Source organism: Halomicrobium mukohataei DSM 12286 (genome assembly GCF_000023965.1).
In the GTDB taxonomy this organism is placed as follows: domain Archaea; phylum Halobacteriota; class Halobacteria; order Halobacteriales; family Haloarculaceae; genus Halomicrobium; species Halomicrobium mukohataei.
In genome coordinates this window covers 1,121,233-1,136,154 of the sequence record NC_013202.1, presented here as the reverse complement: position 1 = coordinate 1,136,154, position 14,922 = coordinate 1,121,233, and the positions used below count along the sequence as shown (strand labels likewise).

Here is a 14,922-nt window from a genome sequence, read left to right as displayed (position 1 = left end):
CTAGTCCGTCAGCTCCGGACTCTCCCAGTACTCGTGGTCCTCGTCCTCGCGGAAGCACCTGACGCGCTGGTTCTCCGCGTGGTAGGTCTGTGGGTCCGCCTGTCGGCAGGCCTCTCGGGCCTCTGGACACCGCGTCTGGAAGTTACAGCCCTTCGGCGGATCGATCGGGTCCGGGATGTCGATCTTGCGCATCGGGACCTCGCCCGCGTCCTGCAGGGAGAGGTCCGGCGTCGCCCACCGGAGGACGTTGGTGTAGGGGTGGTGGGGATCCTGGATCATCGCCTCGGCCGGACCGATCTCGGCGATCTGTCCCAGGTACATCACGCCGATTCGCCCGCCGCTGTGGGCGGTGAAGTAACGAGCGTTCGAGAGGTCGTGGCTGATGAACACGTAGGACGTGTCGAACTCCTCTTGGAGGTCGAGCATCAGGTCCATCATCTCGACGCGCAGCGACACGTCCAGGGCGCTGATAGCCTCGTCGGCCAAGATCACGTCCGGATTCATCAACAGCGCCCGGCAGAGGGCCACGCGCTGTTGTTCGCCGCCCGAGAGCTGGTGTGGGTAGCGCTCGGCGAAGTCGGCAGCCGGCGTCATACCCACACGCTCTAAGAGCGCGTAGATGCGTTCGCGCTTCTCCTGTTTCGAGAGGTTCGGGTTGACCTGTCGGAGCGGCTCCGAGAGGATCGAGACGAGCCGGCGGTTCGGGTTCAGCGACGCGCCGGGGTCCTGGTGGATGATCTGGAGCGACTGGCGGATGTCGGCCCACTCGGTGTCGGTGTCGACCTTTCCGTCACGGATGTCCCAGATGTCTTCGCCCCGGTACTTCACCGAGCCGCCGGTGGGTCGCTGGAGACCGATCGAAGTCTTGCCCAGCGTCGTCTTCCCACAGCCCGACTCGCCGACCAGTGCGATCACGTCGCGCTCGTAGATGTCGAGTGAGACGCCGTCGACGGCTCTGACGGTCTCGGACTCACCACCGAAATCGAGGAGCGACGACTTGTTCTCGAAGTGAACCTCGACGTCTTCGAGGGTCAACACGACTTCGTCACCCGGCATCACTCGTCACCTCCGGAGCGGGCGGCGTCGCCAAGGTTCTCCGAGTAGTTGAGCGATATTTCGTCCCGTGCGTCCTCCCAGTGGTAGCACGCGGACGCGTGACGGTCGCCGATCGACGCGTAGTCCGGTTCCGAAGAGCGACACTGCTCGTCGGCCAGCGGACACCGCGGATGGTACGCACAGCCGTCTGGCACGTTGATCGGTGCCGGCTGCGAACCGGGAATCGGGACCATCTCCTCGATGGGTGCGTCGAGGTTCGGCGTCGAGTTCAGCAGCGCCCGCGTGTACGGGTGGGCCGCGTTCCGAACGATCTCTTCGGTCCGTCCGATCTCGACGGGGTGGAAGGCGTACATGATCGCGAGTCTGTCTGCGAGTGCCGCGATGAGCGGGAGGTCGTGCGTGATAAAGACCATCGTCAGGTCGTACTTCTCTTTGAGCTCCCGGAGCAGTCGCAGGATCGAGCGCTGCATCAGCAGGTCAAGCGCCGCCGTCGGCTCGTCCATCACGAGAAGCTCGGGCTCCAGCACCAGCGACAGGGCGATCAGGGCCCGCTGTTGCATCCCGCCGGACAGCTCGTGAGGATAGGAGTTCAACACGCGGTCGGGTTCGAGATAGAGGTCCTGGAGCAGTTCGCGGGCGAACGCCAGCCCCTCGTCGACGTCCGCGTCGTGGGCGGACAGCGTCTCCTCGAAGTGCTTTCCGACGCGCATCGTCGGGTTGAACGACGACATCGCGCCCTGGAACACCATCGAGATCTCTTCCCAGCGGAGCTGTCGCAGCTCTTCGGTGGTCAGGTCGAGCACGTCGATGGGCTCGCCCTCAGTCGGGTTGTACGTGACCTGTCCGCGCAATATGCCGGGATCTGGAATCGAGTCCAGCATCGACTCGGCGAGCATCGACTTGCCCGAACCGCTCTCGCCGATGACGCCGATCACTTCGTGACGGTGAACGTCCATCGAGACGTGATCGAGGACGTAGGAGTTGCCGTCGTCGTAGGTCACCGAGGCGTTCCGGATCTCTACGACGGGATCCTCCGCGTCTGGCTCGCGAGTTTCGACGGTCGTACTGGCCATTTAGACGCCCCCCGTGTGGACGACGTCGTCGTCCTCTTCTTCGATCGACTCCGACTCCCCGGCCAGCCGAGTGCGAACGCGCGGATTGAAGATCCGGTCGAGGCCCTGGGCGAGCAACACCAGCGAGAGCGACAGCAGAGCGATGGGGATCATCGGAACGATCACCAGATACTCCGAGCCGCTCCCGACGAGTGCGCTGTAGTCGTTGTACGCACTGTCGAGTTGGAGTCCCCAGTTTGCCAGGTCCGCCGGCAACACGCCGAGGTAGTACAGCCCGACGCCAGCGAAGATGCAGTATCGCGCGGCGAACGCGAAGTTGACCAGGATGTACGGCATCAGGTTCGGGATAATGTCTTTCGTCAGGATCCGTCGAGTGCTCACACCCATCGTCCGCGAGGCCTCGACGTACGACTCCTCGCGCAGCGTCAGCACCTGCGACCGGATCGCTCGGCCGAGCCCCGACCAGTAGTTGATCGTGAGGAGGATCCCCACGACGGCCGGATTCTCGGGCTTGATGGTCACGGCCAGCACCATCACCAGCGGGAGCCCCGGGATCGACATCGCGATGTCCGAGATCGTCGTGATGACGCGGTCGGTCGTACCGCCCTTGTATCCCGAGACGGTCCCGGTAAAGACCGCGATGAACGTCGAGAAGACCGCACCCGCGGTCACCAGGATCAGCATCGACGGCGTCGCGTGGATGACCTGCGCGAGGAGGTCGGTGCCCGACGGGTTCGATCCCAGCGGTGCGTTCATCGTCTCGAACGGCTTGAGGCTCCGCTCGACCTGGTTGGTGACCGGTGCGGGATACACCCGCGTTCCGATCAGTGCGATGAGGATGAACACGAAGAGGATCACGCCGCCGATGAGGGTCCGCGAGTCGTCGAGGGCGACGAGACCCGGCTTGTAGATGAACTCCTCGTAGAAGTCTCGCAGTCGTTCGCTGCGAGACGTTTCGACAGTCGAGGTCTGTGTTTCGAAGACGAACTCTTCACCGTCCGTGTCTGAGTCAGTATGCTTCACTTGCATCACCCGATTTGACCCGCGGATCGACCCATGAGTAGGTCAGGTCTGCGATCAGCACTGCGACGACGAGAATGATGGTAAACACCAGGAACACGCCCATCAGTATCGAGTAGTCCTGGACTTCGAGCGCGTCGAACATGACGTACCCGATCCCTCGATAGGTGAACACCTGTTCGAGAATTACGGAGTTTCCGATGTTGAAGCCGATCAGCGTCAGGAAGCCGGTGTACATCGGCAAGATCGCGTTTCTCGCCACGTACCGCGTCGAGATCCGGCGGTCAGAGAGCCCACGAAGTCTGGCCACACGGACGTAGTCCTCCCCCAGCACCTGGATGCTGTTCCCACGCATCGACAGCATCTGGAGCCCGGCCTGGACGACGACGACCGACGCGATCGGCAGCGCCGCGTGGTGTAGTACGTCGACGATGAAATCGACCGTCAGTTCCACATCGGTCAACGGCGTCATCCGCCCGCTGGCCGGGAAGAACTTGTTCTCGTAGGCCAGGAACAGCAACAGGATGAACGCGAACACGTAGAACGGGATCGATCCCAGGAGCACACCGGCCACCGAGGAGACCTTGTCGAACGTCGATCCCTCCCTGTACGCTGTCAGCGCCCCCCAGACGATCGCGATCGCGAAGATCAGGATCGTCGCCACCGTCATGACGAACACCGTCCACGGGAGCGCCTCGCCGATGAGCTGGAGGACCGGCTCGCCCTCCTTGAGCGACTCCCCGAAGTCTCCCTGGAGCAGGCTCGAAACGTAGGTGATGTACTGCTCGTGGATCGGAGCGTCCGCGTAGTTGAGTCGTTCCTTGTACACTGCCATCTGGTTTTCTATCTCTTCCGGTGACATGTTCCGTCGAGATAGCTGCCCCCGGAGCTGTACCAGTGGTCCCCCTGGCATCAGTCGAAGGATTCCGAAGGTCAGTGTTACGGCGGCCCACACCGTTAACACGGAGCGAGCTACCCGTTCTGCGTAGTAGCGCATGATGGAGTCCTTACGCTTCACACAAATATGGATTACGGTTCCTGGCGGTTCGCCGAACCGGGTGTCCCCGAGGAAAACGTCAGTTCGTCAACTGCGTCGGTCGCAGGCTCGCTGTCACTCCGTCGATGCGGTGGACCGACGCTCGCGACGACAGCGGCGTGGCCCCGACCTCCCACCCAGGGATCCGGGCCAGGTAGCTGTCCGTTAGTTGCCGTTGTAGGTCATCTCGCCCTGGCGCGGGAGCCAGGTGTTCGCGTACTGCACTTGGGCGACTTCGGCGTCTTCGGCCGGAATATCGAATCGCTTCGAGGAGATGAACGTCTGGTTCAGCCCCTCCTGGATCGGGATCATCGGGAGATCCTGGTTGGAGACCCAGAGGAGTTCGAGCGCGAGCTCGGCCTCAGTGTCGCTGTCACTGGTCGAACCGAGCGTACCGACGTCCTCGACCGGGTTGACCGTCAGCTCGCCCGAGCCGTCGAGTGCCGGAACGGTGATGTCGGCTTCGGAACCGCCGCGGTCCTCGACAGCACCCGGATAGGCGTAGCCGTTTTCGCGCAGCGTCGCCTTGGGGTTGACCATCTGGTGGCGCAGGTTGTGGTACGGGTGAGCGGCACGCGCGAACGCCGCAGTCCAGTACTCGGCGGTCGCGTCGAAGTTCCCCTGTGCCCAGCGGCCGTCGGATCCGCCGAGGTCACCGAACGGCACCGTCGAGAACTCCACGTCCATGCCGGCGGCGTTGAGCTGATCGGCCACGGACTCCATCGCAGTGACCCAGTCGGACCAGCCACCGGGCGCGATGAGTTCGAAGGAGAGGGTGTTGCCGTCCTCGTCCTCCCACACGTCGTCGCCGTTGCGGCTGTAGCCGGCCTCCTTGAGCACACTCGCTGCCTTCTCTACCTCACTGGACTCACGACCGTACGTCTCGAAGTCCTCCATGGAGTCGCCGAGCCAGTTCTCGAGCTGGGCGTTGGGCAGTGCCGTGGGGATGCGCGGGGCAACCTTGGTACGCGGGTCGGAGTTCGCCGCGACCTGCGTTCGGTTCATGGCGTAGGCGATCGCCTGACGGACCTCGCGTCGACCGAGGTGGTCGTGATTGTGATTGGGGATAATCCCGACGCCGCCGTTCCGTGGCGTGCGGTACTCGTTCATCGAGTCAGGCAGGTCGGTGACCACGTTGCCCGGCGTGTAGATGGCGAACATGCTCTCGATGTTCCCCGAGAGCAGCGCCTGGTGGATCGCCGTGTTGCCGTCGAAGTACTGGAAGGCGTACTCTTTGAAGTTGACGTTGTCGGCGTTGGGGTGATCGGCGTGGCGCTCGGTGAGAATTACCTGCTCGTCGGCCTCGCCGTACTGGAAGATCCCGTTGCCGATCGGCTCGTCGTCGACGAACTCCGTCAGCGGCGTGTTGTCGTCCGCGTTCTGCGTCTCCGAGAGAACGTCGCCGTAGCGGGAGTGCTTGGTGGTGAGCCGATTCTCCATCACGGAGAACTCGATCAGCGACGGGTTGATGTCGCCCTCGATAGTGATGGCGACGGTCCGGTCGTCGATCTCCTCGACGTCGCTGCCCCAGTCCCAGATCGAACTGCCCGACTCGCGGTCGAGTCGGAGATAGGTCGCCAGGTCCTGGGCCGTGACGGGCTCGCCGTCGTGCCAGGTCGCACCCTCCTGAATGACCATCTCGAAGGTATCGCCCGTGTACTCCCACTCCTCGATGATCGCGGGAACGTACTCGCCAGTAGCGTAGTTGAACTCCGCGAACGGATCGAAGATGAGCTCGTTCGAGATCTGTGCGGTGTTCTGGCCCCACGGGTTGAACTGGATGTCCGCGGGCGAGAGGCTCGTCCCGCTGCGGTGTCGCACGTCGGCGACTTCCATCGAGTCGTCTTCGGTCGACATGTCGTCGTCTTCGGTCGACGTGTCGTCGTCCCCACCCTCGTCGGCCGGCGTACTGTCATCCGTACCTTCCGAGCCGTCACAGCCGGCAAGTGCAGCAGCACCTGCCGCGCCTGTCAGCGCGACGAACCGGCGGCGGCTAAGAACGTCTTTGTAGTCGTTGGACTTGTCTGCCATATCCACGTTATCCCGCGTCGTTGTCTGATAATAAAGGTTTTGGATAATTCTACACAGGGGGTTCAGATAAGGATTTGAAGAAGCTAGCTAACGTTTTTTCGGCCTATGTCGGAAAACCCGAGCCTCAGCGCGAATGTCGAACAGATGGTATTGGGCCACACACCGAACCGCAAGTGGCCTGCAGATGGCAACGTCTGCCGAATTGTGACCGGCATAGTCGTTCGAGCATTACACAATATCGTTGTGGCCCGAAGCGAGCAATCGGTGAGCAGGCACCACAGCCAGAGACAGCCCAGCGCCGACGAGGCACCGACGAAAGTGCTTCTCTCCGAAGGTTCCGACCCGGTACACGATGGAGTACGTCGATGGCGAACGCCGGTAGCATCTGAGACCGGAGCGTCGGCGTACCCGTGTGAGCGAGTCTATTGTGGCAGGCAGCCAAGACCATCACTATCGATGGTGGCCGGGACAACTATCGACAGCAGTTCGTTGGGGGTTCGACCGACAGGCCATCGTTCGAGCGTCGTCTGCCTAGAGCAGGGTCAGAGCGTCTCTCGACGTGCATTCCGCATCAGTACGGGAGAGTAACCAGGAGCACGGAGAGAGCACTGGGAGTGCGCTGGTAGTCACGGCGAGAGATAGTTCAGCTGTTAGCCGCTTAAATCCGCGATATAGTCTCCGACGAGAAGGTTTGCGTATTCGTCCCACAGTCGTCGAAAGCCTGTTGTCGTACTTCCCGAACAGTGTCTGTGAGGCCGTATTATCACGTTTCTACACTGTCTCACATCTTGAGTGTTTGGAGGACGGCCAGAGTCAAGCGCGTGGGGCGTCCGATGCTGATACTGTCAGATGTACATCTGTAAACGACTTCGCCACTCCAGAGCAGAGAATATCTTCGGGAAGCTACGGCTAACAGTACGGGACCGCGTACGCCCGACGACCGGACCGAAACACATCTCGACCGGCTGGAACTGGACTAGCGATGCCGTCGGTCGTCTATCCCCGAACGTGATCGGTAGTTCAGAGCGGTGAGACTGACAGTGCGGACAGCGAGGGAAGATTCGACGATACGCGAGAGACGCGGGCTCCCGAACCATGTTTCGGTTGAGTATCTCTCTGAGAGTGTTTCCCCTAAGCTTCCTGAGCGTTTCTATATAGCGGCGATGGTCTCGACACGACTGTCCGTCGGCATTTTCGATCATGGGGTTCATCTCCGAGTTCGACCGCAGTGACCCACTCAACGGCTTCCCTGTACGTTGTTGAGAGTTCACATGACCCGTGTTCCCCGTTGACTTTCGTCATGAGAAACAAACATCGGATGTGTCCTGAACAACCGGCATACATATACTATCAAGAAACGTCGGGCAAAAACGTAATAGTGGTACAATCGTTATTGTTACCAGAGACTGCCGTATCACCAGTCGGACTCTGAAGACGATTCTCCTCAAGAACCAGTGCCGACAGCCCTGAGAAGTGAGTCAGCTACCCGGAACACCGTACGGTCCACTCACCCAACAGTGAAAAAATCCGTTACACCGGATATGTCGAGGACCCTAATAACCAGAGGCCGTGGGTTCCTCCAGTAGGGGACAACCCAGACAGTGGGAAACACACGTCGGCTGGAGTGGTCCGACCCAGCCGTGTACAGTGCGAAAGATCGTGTTGTTATTTCCTAATAGTGAACACCAGAGAGGCGTAACACTGGTACTATCGACACGGCGTCGAAACGGCGCGTCGTGACTACACGTCACCGAACCGAGGCCGTCGATCCCCGTATCCGTCTCGCGAAGCAGCGTATGAGGATATCAAGCTATCGGCCGTCATTTCTGTCCGTATATCTCTCTGAAGTGCAGTTATTGGACGTTTTTATATTCATATCTTCTCATTTGGTGTGAGAAATGAGGTATATAAAATCCCTAACCAGATATACGTTAGTGAAAGTTGCACATTTACTTCTTAGATCGTATAATTCTGTCCGACATGGCCAGATAGTTCCGTTCTACAACACATAAGGGCATACGCCTCCACGGGACGTGTATGGGACTGCTGGACGGACTCAAGAGCATCCTCGGGACGAAGGCCGAAGCCGACGCGACTCGGGACGCCGACCCGGAAGACCTCTTCGGGATGTCGACGGCCTACGTCACAATGGAGGCCGACCTAGGCTACGCCCCGACCGGCGATGCCGCGCTGTGTTTCGCCGACGTCGACAACACCGACTTTCAGGACGCGATGGCGGAGGTCGAGGCGATCCTCGAAGCCGGCGAAGTGGATACGGGAACGACCGCCGACTTCACGACCGACGAACACGGCTACGACTGGATCGTCCTGCACGACGACGGCTTCGAGGATCTGGTCACGTCGATCCACTTCGCCGCCGACACGCTGATCGAGGCACGGTACGGGTCCCGACTCCTGGCTGCGGTCTTCGCCTTCGAGCGCGAACGCGACGGGCAGCTCGTCTACTGGGTGTACTCCTTCCGGCGGGGCGCGTACTACCCGTTCGCACCGAAAGCCGACGAGAGCCACGAGCGGGAGGCCTCCGCCGAGTTCAAGCTGGACTCGAACCTCGACGGCGAGCTGACCGTCGAACCGGACAAGGAGTACTGGTACCCGCTGTGGCCCGACCGGCCGGGGAACCACCCGTGGGAGTGACGCCCGACGGAGTCGCGGTCTCGGATCACGTCTCGCTGTCGGAGCCAGCGGCGATCGAGCCCGACGCCGCGCCCGGCGTCTACCGCGTGGTCGGAACGGGCAGCGAGACGGTGACGCTACTCCGGGTCGCCGACGCGGACGCGCGCCGCGAGCACACCGGTGAGGTGTTCACCGTCGACCGCGACGATCTCACTGCGTTCGAACCGGCCGACGACCCCGACGACAACCGCCCGGTCGGTCAGCGACTCCGGGACGGTCTCGACACGCTCGGCTGGCAGCTCCGAACGTTCGTCGGTTCGCTGGCCGACAGTCCCCGCCGTTCGACCCTCGCAGGGGCCGTCCTGCTCGTCGGGCTCGTCGGCGAGCAGTTCGTGTCCGCGCCCGAGGGGGTCTTTTCGGTCGCGGTGTTCGCGGGGAGCCTCTCGCTCGCCGCGCTCGGCTCGAATCTACTGTAGTCCACCGCCATCCGTCGTGCTAACGCTGGTAACTAATATACACTCATTTCTCAATACTGGAAAAGTATTTGTACATGCATCTGCAACGCGGTATAGGATGACACGAAAGACGACAGTCCTGTTCATCGCACTCCTGCTCGTGTTCGGTGGCGGTACGGTCGCGTACCTGGTCCAGACCGACGGCGGAAGCGTCGAGACCAGAGACGTGCGCTTTGCCGCTCCGGACGGACAGATGATCCACGGGACCCTGTACGTCCCGCCCGGTGCTAGTGCCGACGATCCCAGCCCGGGGGTCGTCGCGACCCACGGCTACATCAACACCCGCGAGACACAGTCCCCGTTCGCCATCGAGTTCGCGCGTCGCGGGTTCGTCGTCCTGGCGATCGATCAGGCCGGTCACGGCCACTCCGATCCCCCAGCGTTCGGGAACGGTTTCGGCGGCCCACCGGCCCTGTCGTATATGCGGTCGCTGGCGTTCGTCGACGACGACAACGTCGGGCTCGAAGGGCACTCGATGGGCGGTTGGGCCAGCGTCGCAGCGGCCCAGAGCGACCGGGACGGCTACGAGTCGGTCGCGCTGGTCGGCTCTTCGACGGGGAACTCGGGGGTCGCCGACGGCAACGCGACCTTCCCGCGCAACACGGCCGTCGTCTTCAGCGAGTACGACGAGTTCTCGATGCTGATGTGGGGTGTGCCCCACGCGTCGAACGTCGAGCGAAGCGAGAAGCTCCAGACGCTGTTCGGCACTGACGAACCCGTCGAGGAGGGACGGACCTACGGGAGTCTCGAAGACGGAACCGCTCGCCGTCTGTACACTCCGTCGACGACCCACCCCGGCGACCACCTCTCGACGACCGCCGTCGGCGACGCGGTCGAGTGGATGCAGGTGACGCTGGACGGCGAGGACGAACTACCGCCGGGCAACCAGATCTGGTGGCTCAAAGAGCTGGGAACGCTGGCCTCGCTGCTCGGCGGGGTCCTCTTCCTGTTCCCCTTCGGAGCGATGGTCCTCTCGGACCGGCGCTTCTCGGATCTCCGCCGGACGGTACCCGAGCCGGCCGGCGTCGAGGGGCGAAGCTGGTACGGCGCGGTCGCGGTGGCCGCACTCGTCCCGGTGGTGACCTACTTCCCGCTGAACCTCGTCGGCCAGGGGTTCGTCCCGATCAGCTGGCTGTTCCCCCAGCAGATCACCAACGGCGTGATGGTGTGGGCCCTGGGGAACGGCCTGATCGTCGCCGGGCTGGTCGGCGCGTGGCACTATCGGTCGGACCGTGACTCGCTCGCGCGCTACGGGTTCGACACGGACGGCTGGCGAACGGTCGCCCGTTCGGCCGTCGCGGCGGCGACGATCGTCGGTGGCTTCCTCGGCACGCTCGGGGCCGTGGGCTACCTCTTTGGCACCGACTTCCGCTTCTGGGTGTTCGCGATGAAGCTCCCGACGCTCACGCAGTTCCGGATCGCGCTGGTGTACCTGGTGCCGTTGACGCTGTTTTTCCTCGCACTGGAGCTGCTACTGCACGGCCAGCTCCGAACCGGCGACCGCTCCTTCCGGGAGGCGCTGGCCCACAACTGGATCGCCGTCGTCGGCGGGTTCGTCCTGCTCCTCGCGGTACAGTACGGCGTCCTGCTGGCCGGTAGTCCTTCACCCTTCGGCCAGCCGCTCCTGACGATCGTCGCCCTCCAGTTCGTCGCCCTGCTCTCGATCGTCACCGCCGTCTCCACGTACTTCTTCCGGCGGACCGGTCGCGTCTGGGTCGGCGCGTTCGTCAACAGTCTGCTCGTGGCGCTGGTCCTCGTCGCGGGGACCGCGACGCACGCGCCGCTGTAGCCGTCCGGTCGGCTCTCCTGCCATCCGGTCGACTCTCCGTTCACCGTCCGTTTCCGACGACGGGCCGCTCCTCTCGTTTGAACGTTCGCATCGACTGGCGAGTGTCCCCTCGCTGGCGGCCACTTTCACTTTCACTCTACTGTTAACGGAGGTTTATTACCCCCGACGCACAAGCCACGTGTATGTCCACATCAGAGGACCTCGAAGAGCTGCCGGGCGTCGGTCCGGCCACAGCGGAGAAGCTCAAGGACAACGGCTTCGACGGCTATCAGGGAATCGCCGTCGCCTCCCCCGGCGAGTTGTCGAACACGGCCGACATCGGCGAGTCGTCGGCGGCCGACATCATCCAGGCCGCCCGAGAGGCCGCCGACATCGGCGGGTTCGAGACCGGCGCGACCGTTCTGGAGCGTCGCGAACAGATCGGGAAGCTCACCTGGTCGGTCTCGGAGGTCGACGACCTGCTGGGCGGTGGCATCGAGACCCAGTCGATCACCGAGGTGTACGGCGAGTTCGGGGCCGGCAAGTCCCAGGTCACCCACCAGATCTCGGTGACCGTCCAGCTACCGGCCGAACACGGCGGTCTGGAGGGGAGCGCGATCTTCGTCGACTCCGAGGACACGTTCCGCCCCGAGCGGATCGATCAGATGGTCCGCGGCCTCGACGACGACGTTCTCGAAGACACGATGGTGCTTCACGGCATCGTCGAGGAAGCGGGCGACGCCGACGCGGGCGACGAGGAACTGCTGGAAGCGCTCGTCGAGTCCGTCCTCGACAAGATCCACGTCGCGAAGGCGTTCAACTCCAACCACCAGATCCTGCTGGCAGAGAAGGCCCAGGAGATCGCCAGCGAGAGTCAGGACGACGACTTTCCGGTCCGCCTGCTCTGTGTCGACTCGCTGACCGCCCACTTCCGCGCCGAGTACGTCGGTCGTGGCGAACTGGCCGACCGCCAGCAGAAGCTCAACAAGCACCTCCACGACCTGATGCGCGTCGGCGACCTCAACAACACCGCCGTCGTCGTCACCAATCAGGTCGCAGCCAACCCCGACTCCTTCTTCGGCGACCCGACCCAGCCCATCGGCGGGAACATTCTGGGCCACACGTCGACGTTCCGCATCTACCTCCGGAAGTCTAAAGGGAACAAGCGAATCGTCAAGCTCGTCGACGCGCCGAACCTCCCGGACGGCGAAGCGGTCATGCGCGTCGAAGAGGGCGGCCTGATGGACGAGTGACTCACGGCGACGCCCGCCGTTCGAGACCGGCCCCCGCAACGGGGTGAGAACACTCACCACGACCCCTCCGTTTCCCCTCGAACCCGCCGATATCCTGCGTCTTTCGCGCGTCTGACGCACCGCGGTGAAAGTGAACGTGGTCCAGAAGAACCGCAAGACGGGGGTCGATCTCTAGCCGAAACGAGGGGGTTCGTGACGTGGGATTAGCTCACGTCCGTCGAACCCAGTCGCCGACCGATCGGGCGGCAGCATTTTGTGGGATGGTGACGTACCACGCGGTATGAAGTTCGTCATCGTCGGCTACGGTCGGGTCGGGACGCGGACGGCACGCATCCTGGACAGCGAGGGCCACGCCGTCGTCATCGTCGAGAACGACCTCGACAAGGCCGATCGGAGCGCTGAGGAGGGGTTCGAGACGGTCCGAGGCGACGGCAACGACGAGTCCGTCCTCGAAGAGGCGGAGCTGGACGACGCCGACGCCATCGCGGGGCTGACCGGCGACCTCAACACCAACTTCGCGGCCTGCATGATCGGCAAGGAACACGGCTGTCGGACCGTCCTCCGGATCGACGCCGACTACCGCGAGGAAATCTACGAGAAGTACGCCGCCGACGTCGACGAGATCGTCTACCCCGAGCGACTCGGTGCGGCGGGTGCCAAGACCGCGCTGCTGGGCGGGGACTTCAACGTCCTGGCAGACCTCACCGAACAGCTCTCGGTCGCCAGCGTCACCGTCCCCGACGGATCGCCCGTCGTCGGCGAGCGCGTCGTTGCGCTCGATCTCCCCGGCGACGCGCGGATCTACGCGCACGGGAGCGACCGCGAACCGATGACGATCCCGCTCCCACGGACGAAGCTGGCTGCCGGCGACACCGTCGCAGTCATGGCCAGTCCCGGGACGCTCGACGACGTGCGAACGTCGCTCAAGGGCACGTAGTCGGCTTACTGCTCTCGGTCAGCGGCGTCGGCAGCGCTGGCGGCCAGCCGCGCTACCCGGAGCGGTTCCGGCCGTCCCCCCTCGGGCGTGAACGCGCGAACGACCTCGCCGGCCCGGTCCACGTCGATGCCGACACTCCGGACGTACACCGTTCCGTCGGCGACCGAGACCGGACGGCGCTCTGGCTGGGCTCGATAGGTCGACAGCCGATCGTCCACGACCGCGGAATCGTCGAACGCGTCCCGGATCGCCGATTCGAGCCCCTCGCTCTCCTCGTAGGTGATCGAACAGACCGGGAGTCCGGTGGCGTCGTGAAGTTCGGCGAGATCGACGACGTTGAACCACGCGGGCGCGATGCCAGAGACCAGCAGGTACCGAACGTCCTCGCGGCCGAGCCGATCGACCATGTCGGCGATCTCGGCGGTCGCGTCGCTGCCACCGACCGTGCAACTGCCGAAAACGAATCCGTCGACGACCCGGCTGGCGCGAACGACGACGCCGGCCAGCGTGCTCGTCGACCCTCGATACGACTCTGCGACGCCCAGCGCGCGGACGCCGGCTTTCATCTCGAAACTACTCCCGAGCCCGCAGTCTGGCGGTTTCGATTACGTGTTCTCGCCTTTGATGTCGTCGAGCCGATCCAGTAGTTCGTCGTTCGAGGCCGTAAACTCGAACTCCACGTCACCGTCGTGCTCGTTTTCCGAGGTGGACAGTCCATCCTCGTCGTCGTACTCTGTGTCGTACTCCTGATTGTCTTGTTCGGATTCGTCGTAGCTCCCAAACCCCATACACGTAACCATTATAGATTCCCCGTGATAAATCGCTCGGCGGTTTTGCCGCTACCGTCGCAGTACACGACACTGAGAAAACAGGACTGCGCAGTGACACGGCCGTCACCACCTCGGATGTGGCGTCTCTCACGGCCGGACAGTCGGCAGTCTGAAACACGAGCCACCCCTATCGGGAACGATGGCAGTCTACACCGTCACCGACGGCGCGGAGACGTTCACCTGCAACGCCTATCTGGTCACGGGCGAACAGACGACGCTGGTCGACGCCGGTGCGTACGTCGGCGTCGTGGACGCGATCAGAGACCACGTCGACGAACTCGATCGCGTCGTCCTGACCCACCAGCACGGCGACCACGTCGCGGAGCTGGCCTCCGTCCTCGACGCGTTCGACGCCGAGTTGTACGCCTACGGCGACCACCCGCGACGAGACCACGCACTCGCCGACGGAGACACCGTCACCGTCGGTGACCACGACTGTACGGTCGTGTACACGCCGGGCCACGCCGACGACCACGTCTCGCTGGTCTCCGAGACGGCGCTGTTCTCCGGCGACGTGGTCGTCCACGACGACGGCGCGTTCGACGACGGTAGTTTCGGCCGGACCGACGCTCCCGACCAGTCTCGCGATCGCCTCGTCGAGTCGATTCGGGCCCTCCTCGACCGGCTCCCCGAGTCGGTTACGGCGATGTACGCCGGTCACGGCAGCGTCTTCGAGGGCGACGTTCGAGCGGTCGTCGAACGCGGGCTCGAACGGGCAGAACGCCGAGAGCCGAAGTACCCGGAGGAGTAGCGCGTTGACTGGATGGCC

13 protein-coding genes are annotated in these 14,922 nt (G+C 63.3%); 6 read left to right on the top strand and 7 right to left on the bottom strand.

Annotation, left to right across the window (positions count from 1 at the left end):
- The 5 genes from HMUK_RS05690 to HMUK_RS05670 all read right to left on the bottom strand — a co-directional run bounded on the left by HMUK_RS05690 (position 1) and on the right by HMUK_RS05670 (position 6,216).
- Positions 1 to 1,056, bottom strand: coding sequence for an oligopeptide/dipeptide ABC transporter ATP-binding protein (locus HMUK_RS05690; RefSeq protein ID WP_015762165.1), 1,056 nt, complete (start codon positions 1,054 to 1,056; stop codon positions 1 to 3).
- Entirely contained in the window at positions 1,056 to 2,129 is a 1,074-nt protein-coding gene (locus HMUK_RS05685) for an ABC transporter ATP-binding protein (RefSeq protein WP_015762164.1), read from the bottom strand. The genes HMUK_RS05690 and HMUK_RS05685 overlap by 1 nt, the downstream gene beginning before the upstream one ends.
- Positions 2,130 to 3,152: an ABC transporter permease gene (locus tag HMUK_RS05680; RefSeq protein WP_174259132.1), complete on the bottom strand. Its 1,023-nt coding sequence runs from the start codon at positions 3,150 to 3,152 to the stop codon at positions 2,130 to 2,132.
- On the bottom strand, positions 3,139 to 4,146 hold the full coding sequence (locus HMUK_RS05675; protein WP_015762162.1) for an ABC transporter permease: 1,008 nt from the start codon (positions 4,144 to 4,146) through the stop codon (positions 3,139 to 3,141). The genes HMUK_RS05680 and HMUK_RS05675 overlap by 14 nt, the downstream gene beginning before the upstream one ends.
- Positions 4,147 to 4,350: 204 nt before the next feature.
- Positions 4,351 to 6,216 carry an ABC transporter substrate-binding protein gene (locus HMUK_RS05670; protein ID WP_015762161.1) on the bottom strand — a complete coding sequence of 622 codons (1,866 nt, stop codon included), beginning with the start codon at positions 6,214 to 6,216 and terminating at the stop codon, positions 4,351 to 4,353.
- A gap of 2,037 nt (positions 6,217 to 8,253) precedes the next feature.
- Here HMUK_RS05670 and pspAB point away from each other — a divergent pair.
- The 5 genes from pspAB to HMUK_RS05645 all read left to right on the top strand — a co-directional run bounded on the left by pspAB (position 8,254) and on the right by HMUK_RS05645 (position 13,323).
- Positions 8,254 to 8,871, top strand: a complete 618-nt coding sequence (pspAB, locus tag HMUK_RS05665; RefSeq protein ID WP_015762160.1) for a PspA-associated protein PspAB — start codon at positions 8,254 to 8,256, stop codon at positions 8,869 to 8,871.
- On the top strand, positions 8,862 to 9,326 hold the full coding sequence (locus HMUK_RS05660; RefSeq protein WP_015762159.1) for a hypothetical protein: 465 nt from the start codon (positions 8,862 to 8,864) through the stop codon (positions 9,324 to 9,326). The genes pspAB and HMUK_RS05660 overlap by 10 nt, the downstream gene beginning before the upstream one ends.
- A 97-nt stretch (positions 9,327 to 9,423) precedes the next feature.
- Entirely contained in the window at positions 9,424 to 11,154 is a 1,731-nt protein-coding gene (locus HMUK_RS05655; RefSeq protein ID WP_015762158.1) for an alpha/beta hydrolase, read from the top strand.
- A 182-nt stretch (positions 11,155 to 11,336) separates the two neighbouring features.
- Positions 11,337 to 12,386: a DNA repair and recombination protein RadA gene (radA, locus tag HMUK_RS05650; protein ID WP_015762157.1), complete on the top strand. Its 1,050-nt coding sequence runs from the start codon at positions 11,337 to 11,339 to the stop codon at positions 12,384 to 12,386.
- Positions 12,387 to 12,666: 280 nt separating this feature from the next.
- Positions 12,667 to 13,323 (top strand): potassium channel family protein, encoded by a 657-nt coding sequence (locus tag HMUK_RS05645; protein WP_015762156.1) that lies wholly within the window; start codon positions 12,667 to 12,669, stop codon positions 13,321 to 13,323.
- Between the two features lie 5 nt (positions 13,324 to 13,328).
- Here HMUK_RS05645 and HMUK_RS05640 read toward each other — a convergent pair whose 3' ends face one another.
- Together HMUK_RS05640 and HMUK_RS05635 are read right to left on the bottom strand one after the other, a co-directional pair.
- Positions 13,329 to 13,889 (bottom strand): endonuclease dU, encoded by a 561-nt coding sequence (locus tag HMUK_RS05640; protein WP_015762155.1) that lies wholly within the window; start codon positions 13,887 to 13,889, stop codon positions 13,329 to 13,331.
- Positions 13,890 to 13,928: 39 nt separating this feature from the next.
- Positions 13,929 to 14,111, bottom strand: coding sequence for a DUF5786 family protein (locus HMUK_RS05635; RefSeq protein WP_018257335.1), 183 nt, complete (start codon positions 14,109 to 14,111; stop codon positions 13,929 to 13,931).
- A 181-nt stretch (positions 14,112 to 14,292) separates the two neighbouring features.
- On the opposite strand from HMUK_RS05635, the gene HMUK_RS05630 reads away from it, so the two are divergent.
- On the top strand, positions 14,293 to 14,904 hold the full coding sequence (locus tag HMUK_RS05630; protein ID WP_015762153.1) for an MBL fold metallo-hydrolase: 612 nt from the start codon (positions 14,293 to 14,295) through the stop codon (positions 14,902 to 14,904).
- Positions 14,905 to 14,922: the final 18 nt, after the last annotated feature.

Excerpts from the sequence above, each read along its gene's own strand:
- HMUK_RS05690 (WP_015762165.1), bottom strand. The coding sequence starts at position 1,056 with ATGCCGGGTGACGAAGTCGTGTTGACCCTCGAAGACGTCGAGGTTCAC.
- HMUK_RS05685 (WP_015762164.1), bottom strand. The coding sequence starts at position 2,129 with ATGGCCAGTACGACCGTCGAAACTCGCGAGCCAGACGCGGAGGATCCC.
- HMUK_RS05675 (WP_015762162.1), bottom strand. The coding sequence starts at position 4,146 with ATGCGCTACTACGCAGAACGGGTAGCTCGCTCCGTGTTAACGGTGTGG.
- HMUK_RS05670 (WP_015762161.1), bottom strand. The coding sequence starts at position 6,216 with ATGGCAGACAAGTCCAACGACTACAAAGACGTTCTTAGCCGCCGCCGG.
- pspAB (WP_015762160.1), top strand. The coding sequence starts at position 8,254 with ATGGGACTGCTGGACGGACTCAAGAGCATCCTCGGGACGAAGGCCGAA.
- HMUK_RS05655 (WP_015762158.1), top strand. The coding sequence starts at position 9,424 with ATGACACGAAAGACGACAGTCCTGTTCATCGCACTCCTGCTCGTGTTC.
- radA (WP_015762157.1), top strand. The coding sequence starts at position 11,337 with ATGTCCACATCAGAGGACCTCGAAGAGCTGCCGGGCGTCGGTCCGGCC.
- HMUK_RS05645 (WP_015762156.1), top strand. The coding sequence starts at position 12,667 with ATGAAGTTCGTCATCGTCGGCTACGGTCGGGTCGGGACGCGGACGGCA.
- HMUK_RS05640 (WP_015762155.1), bottom strand. The coding sequence starts at position 13,889 with ATGAAAGCCGGCGTCCGCGCGCTGGGCGTCGCAGAGTCGTATCGAGGG.
- HMUK_RS05635 (WP_018257335.1), bottom strand. The coding sequence starts at position 14,111 with ATGGGGTTTGGGAGCTACGACGAATCCGAACAAGACAATCAGGAGTAC.
- HMUK_RS05630 (WP_015762153.1), top strand. The coding sequence starts at position 14,293 with ATGGCAGTCTACACCGTCACCGACGGCGCGGAGACGTTCACCTGCAAC.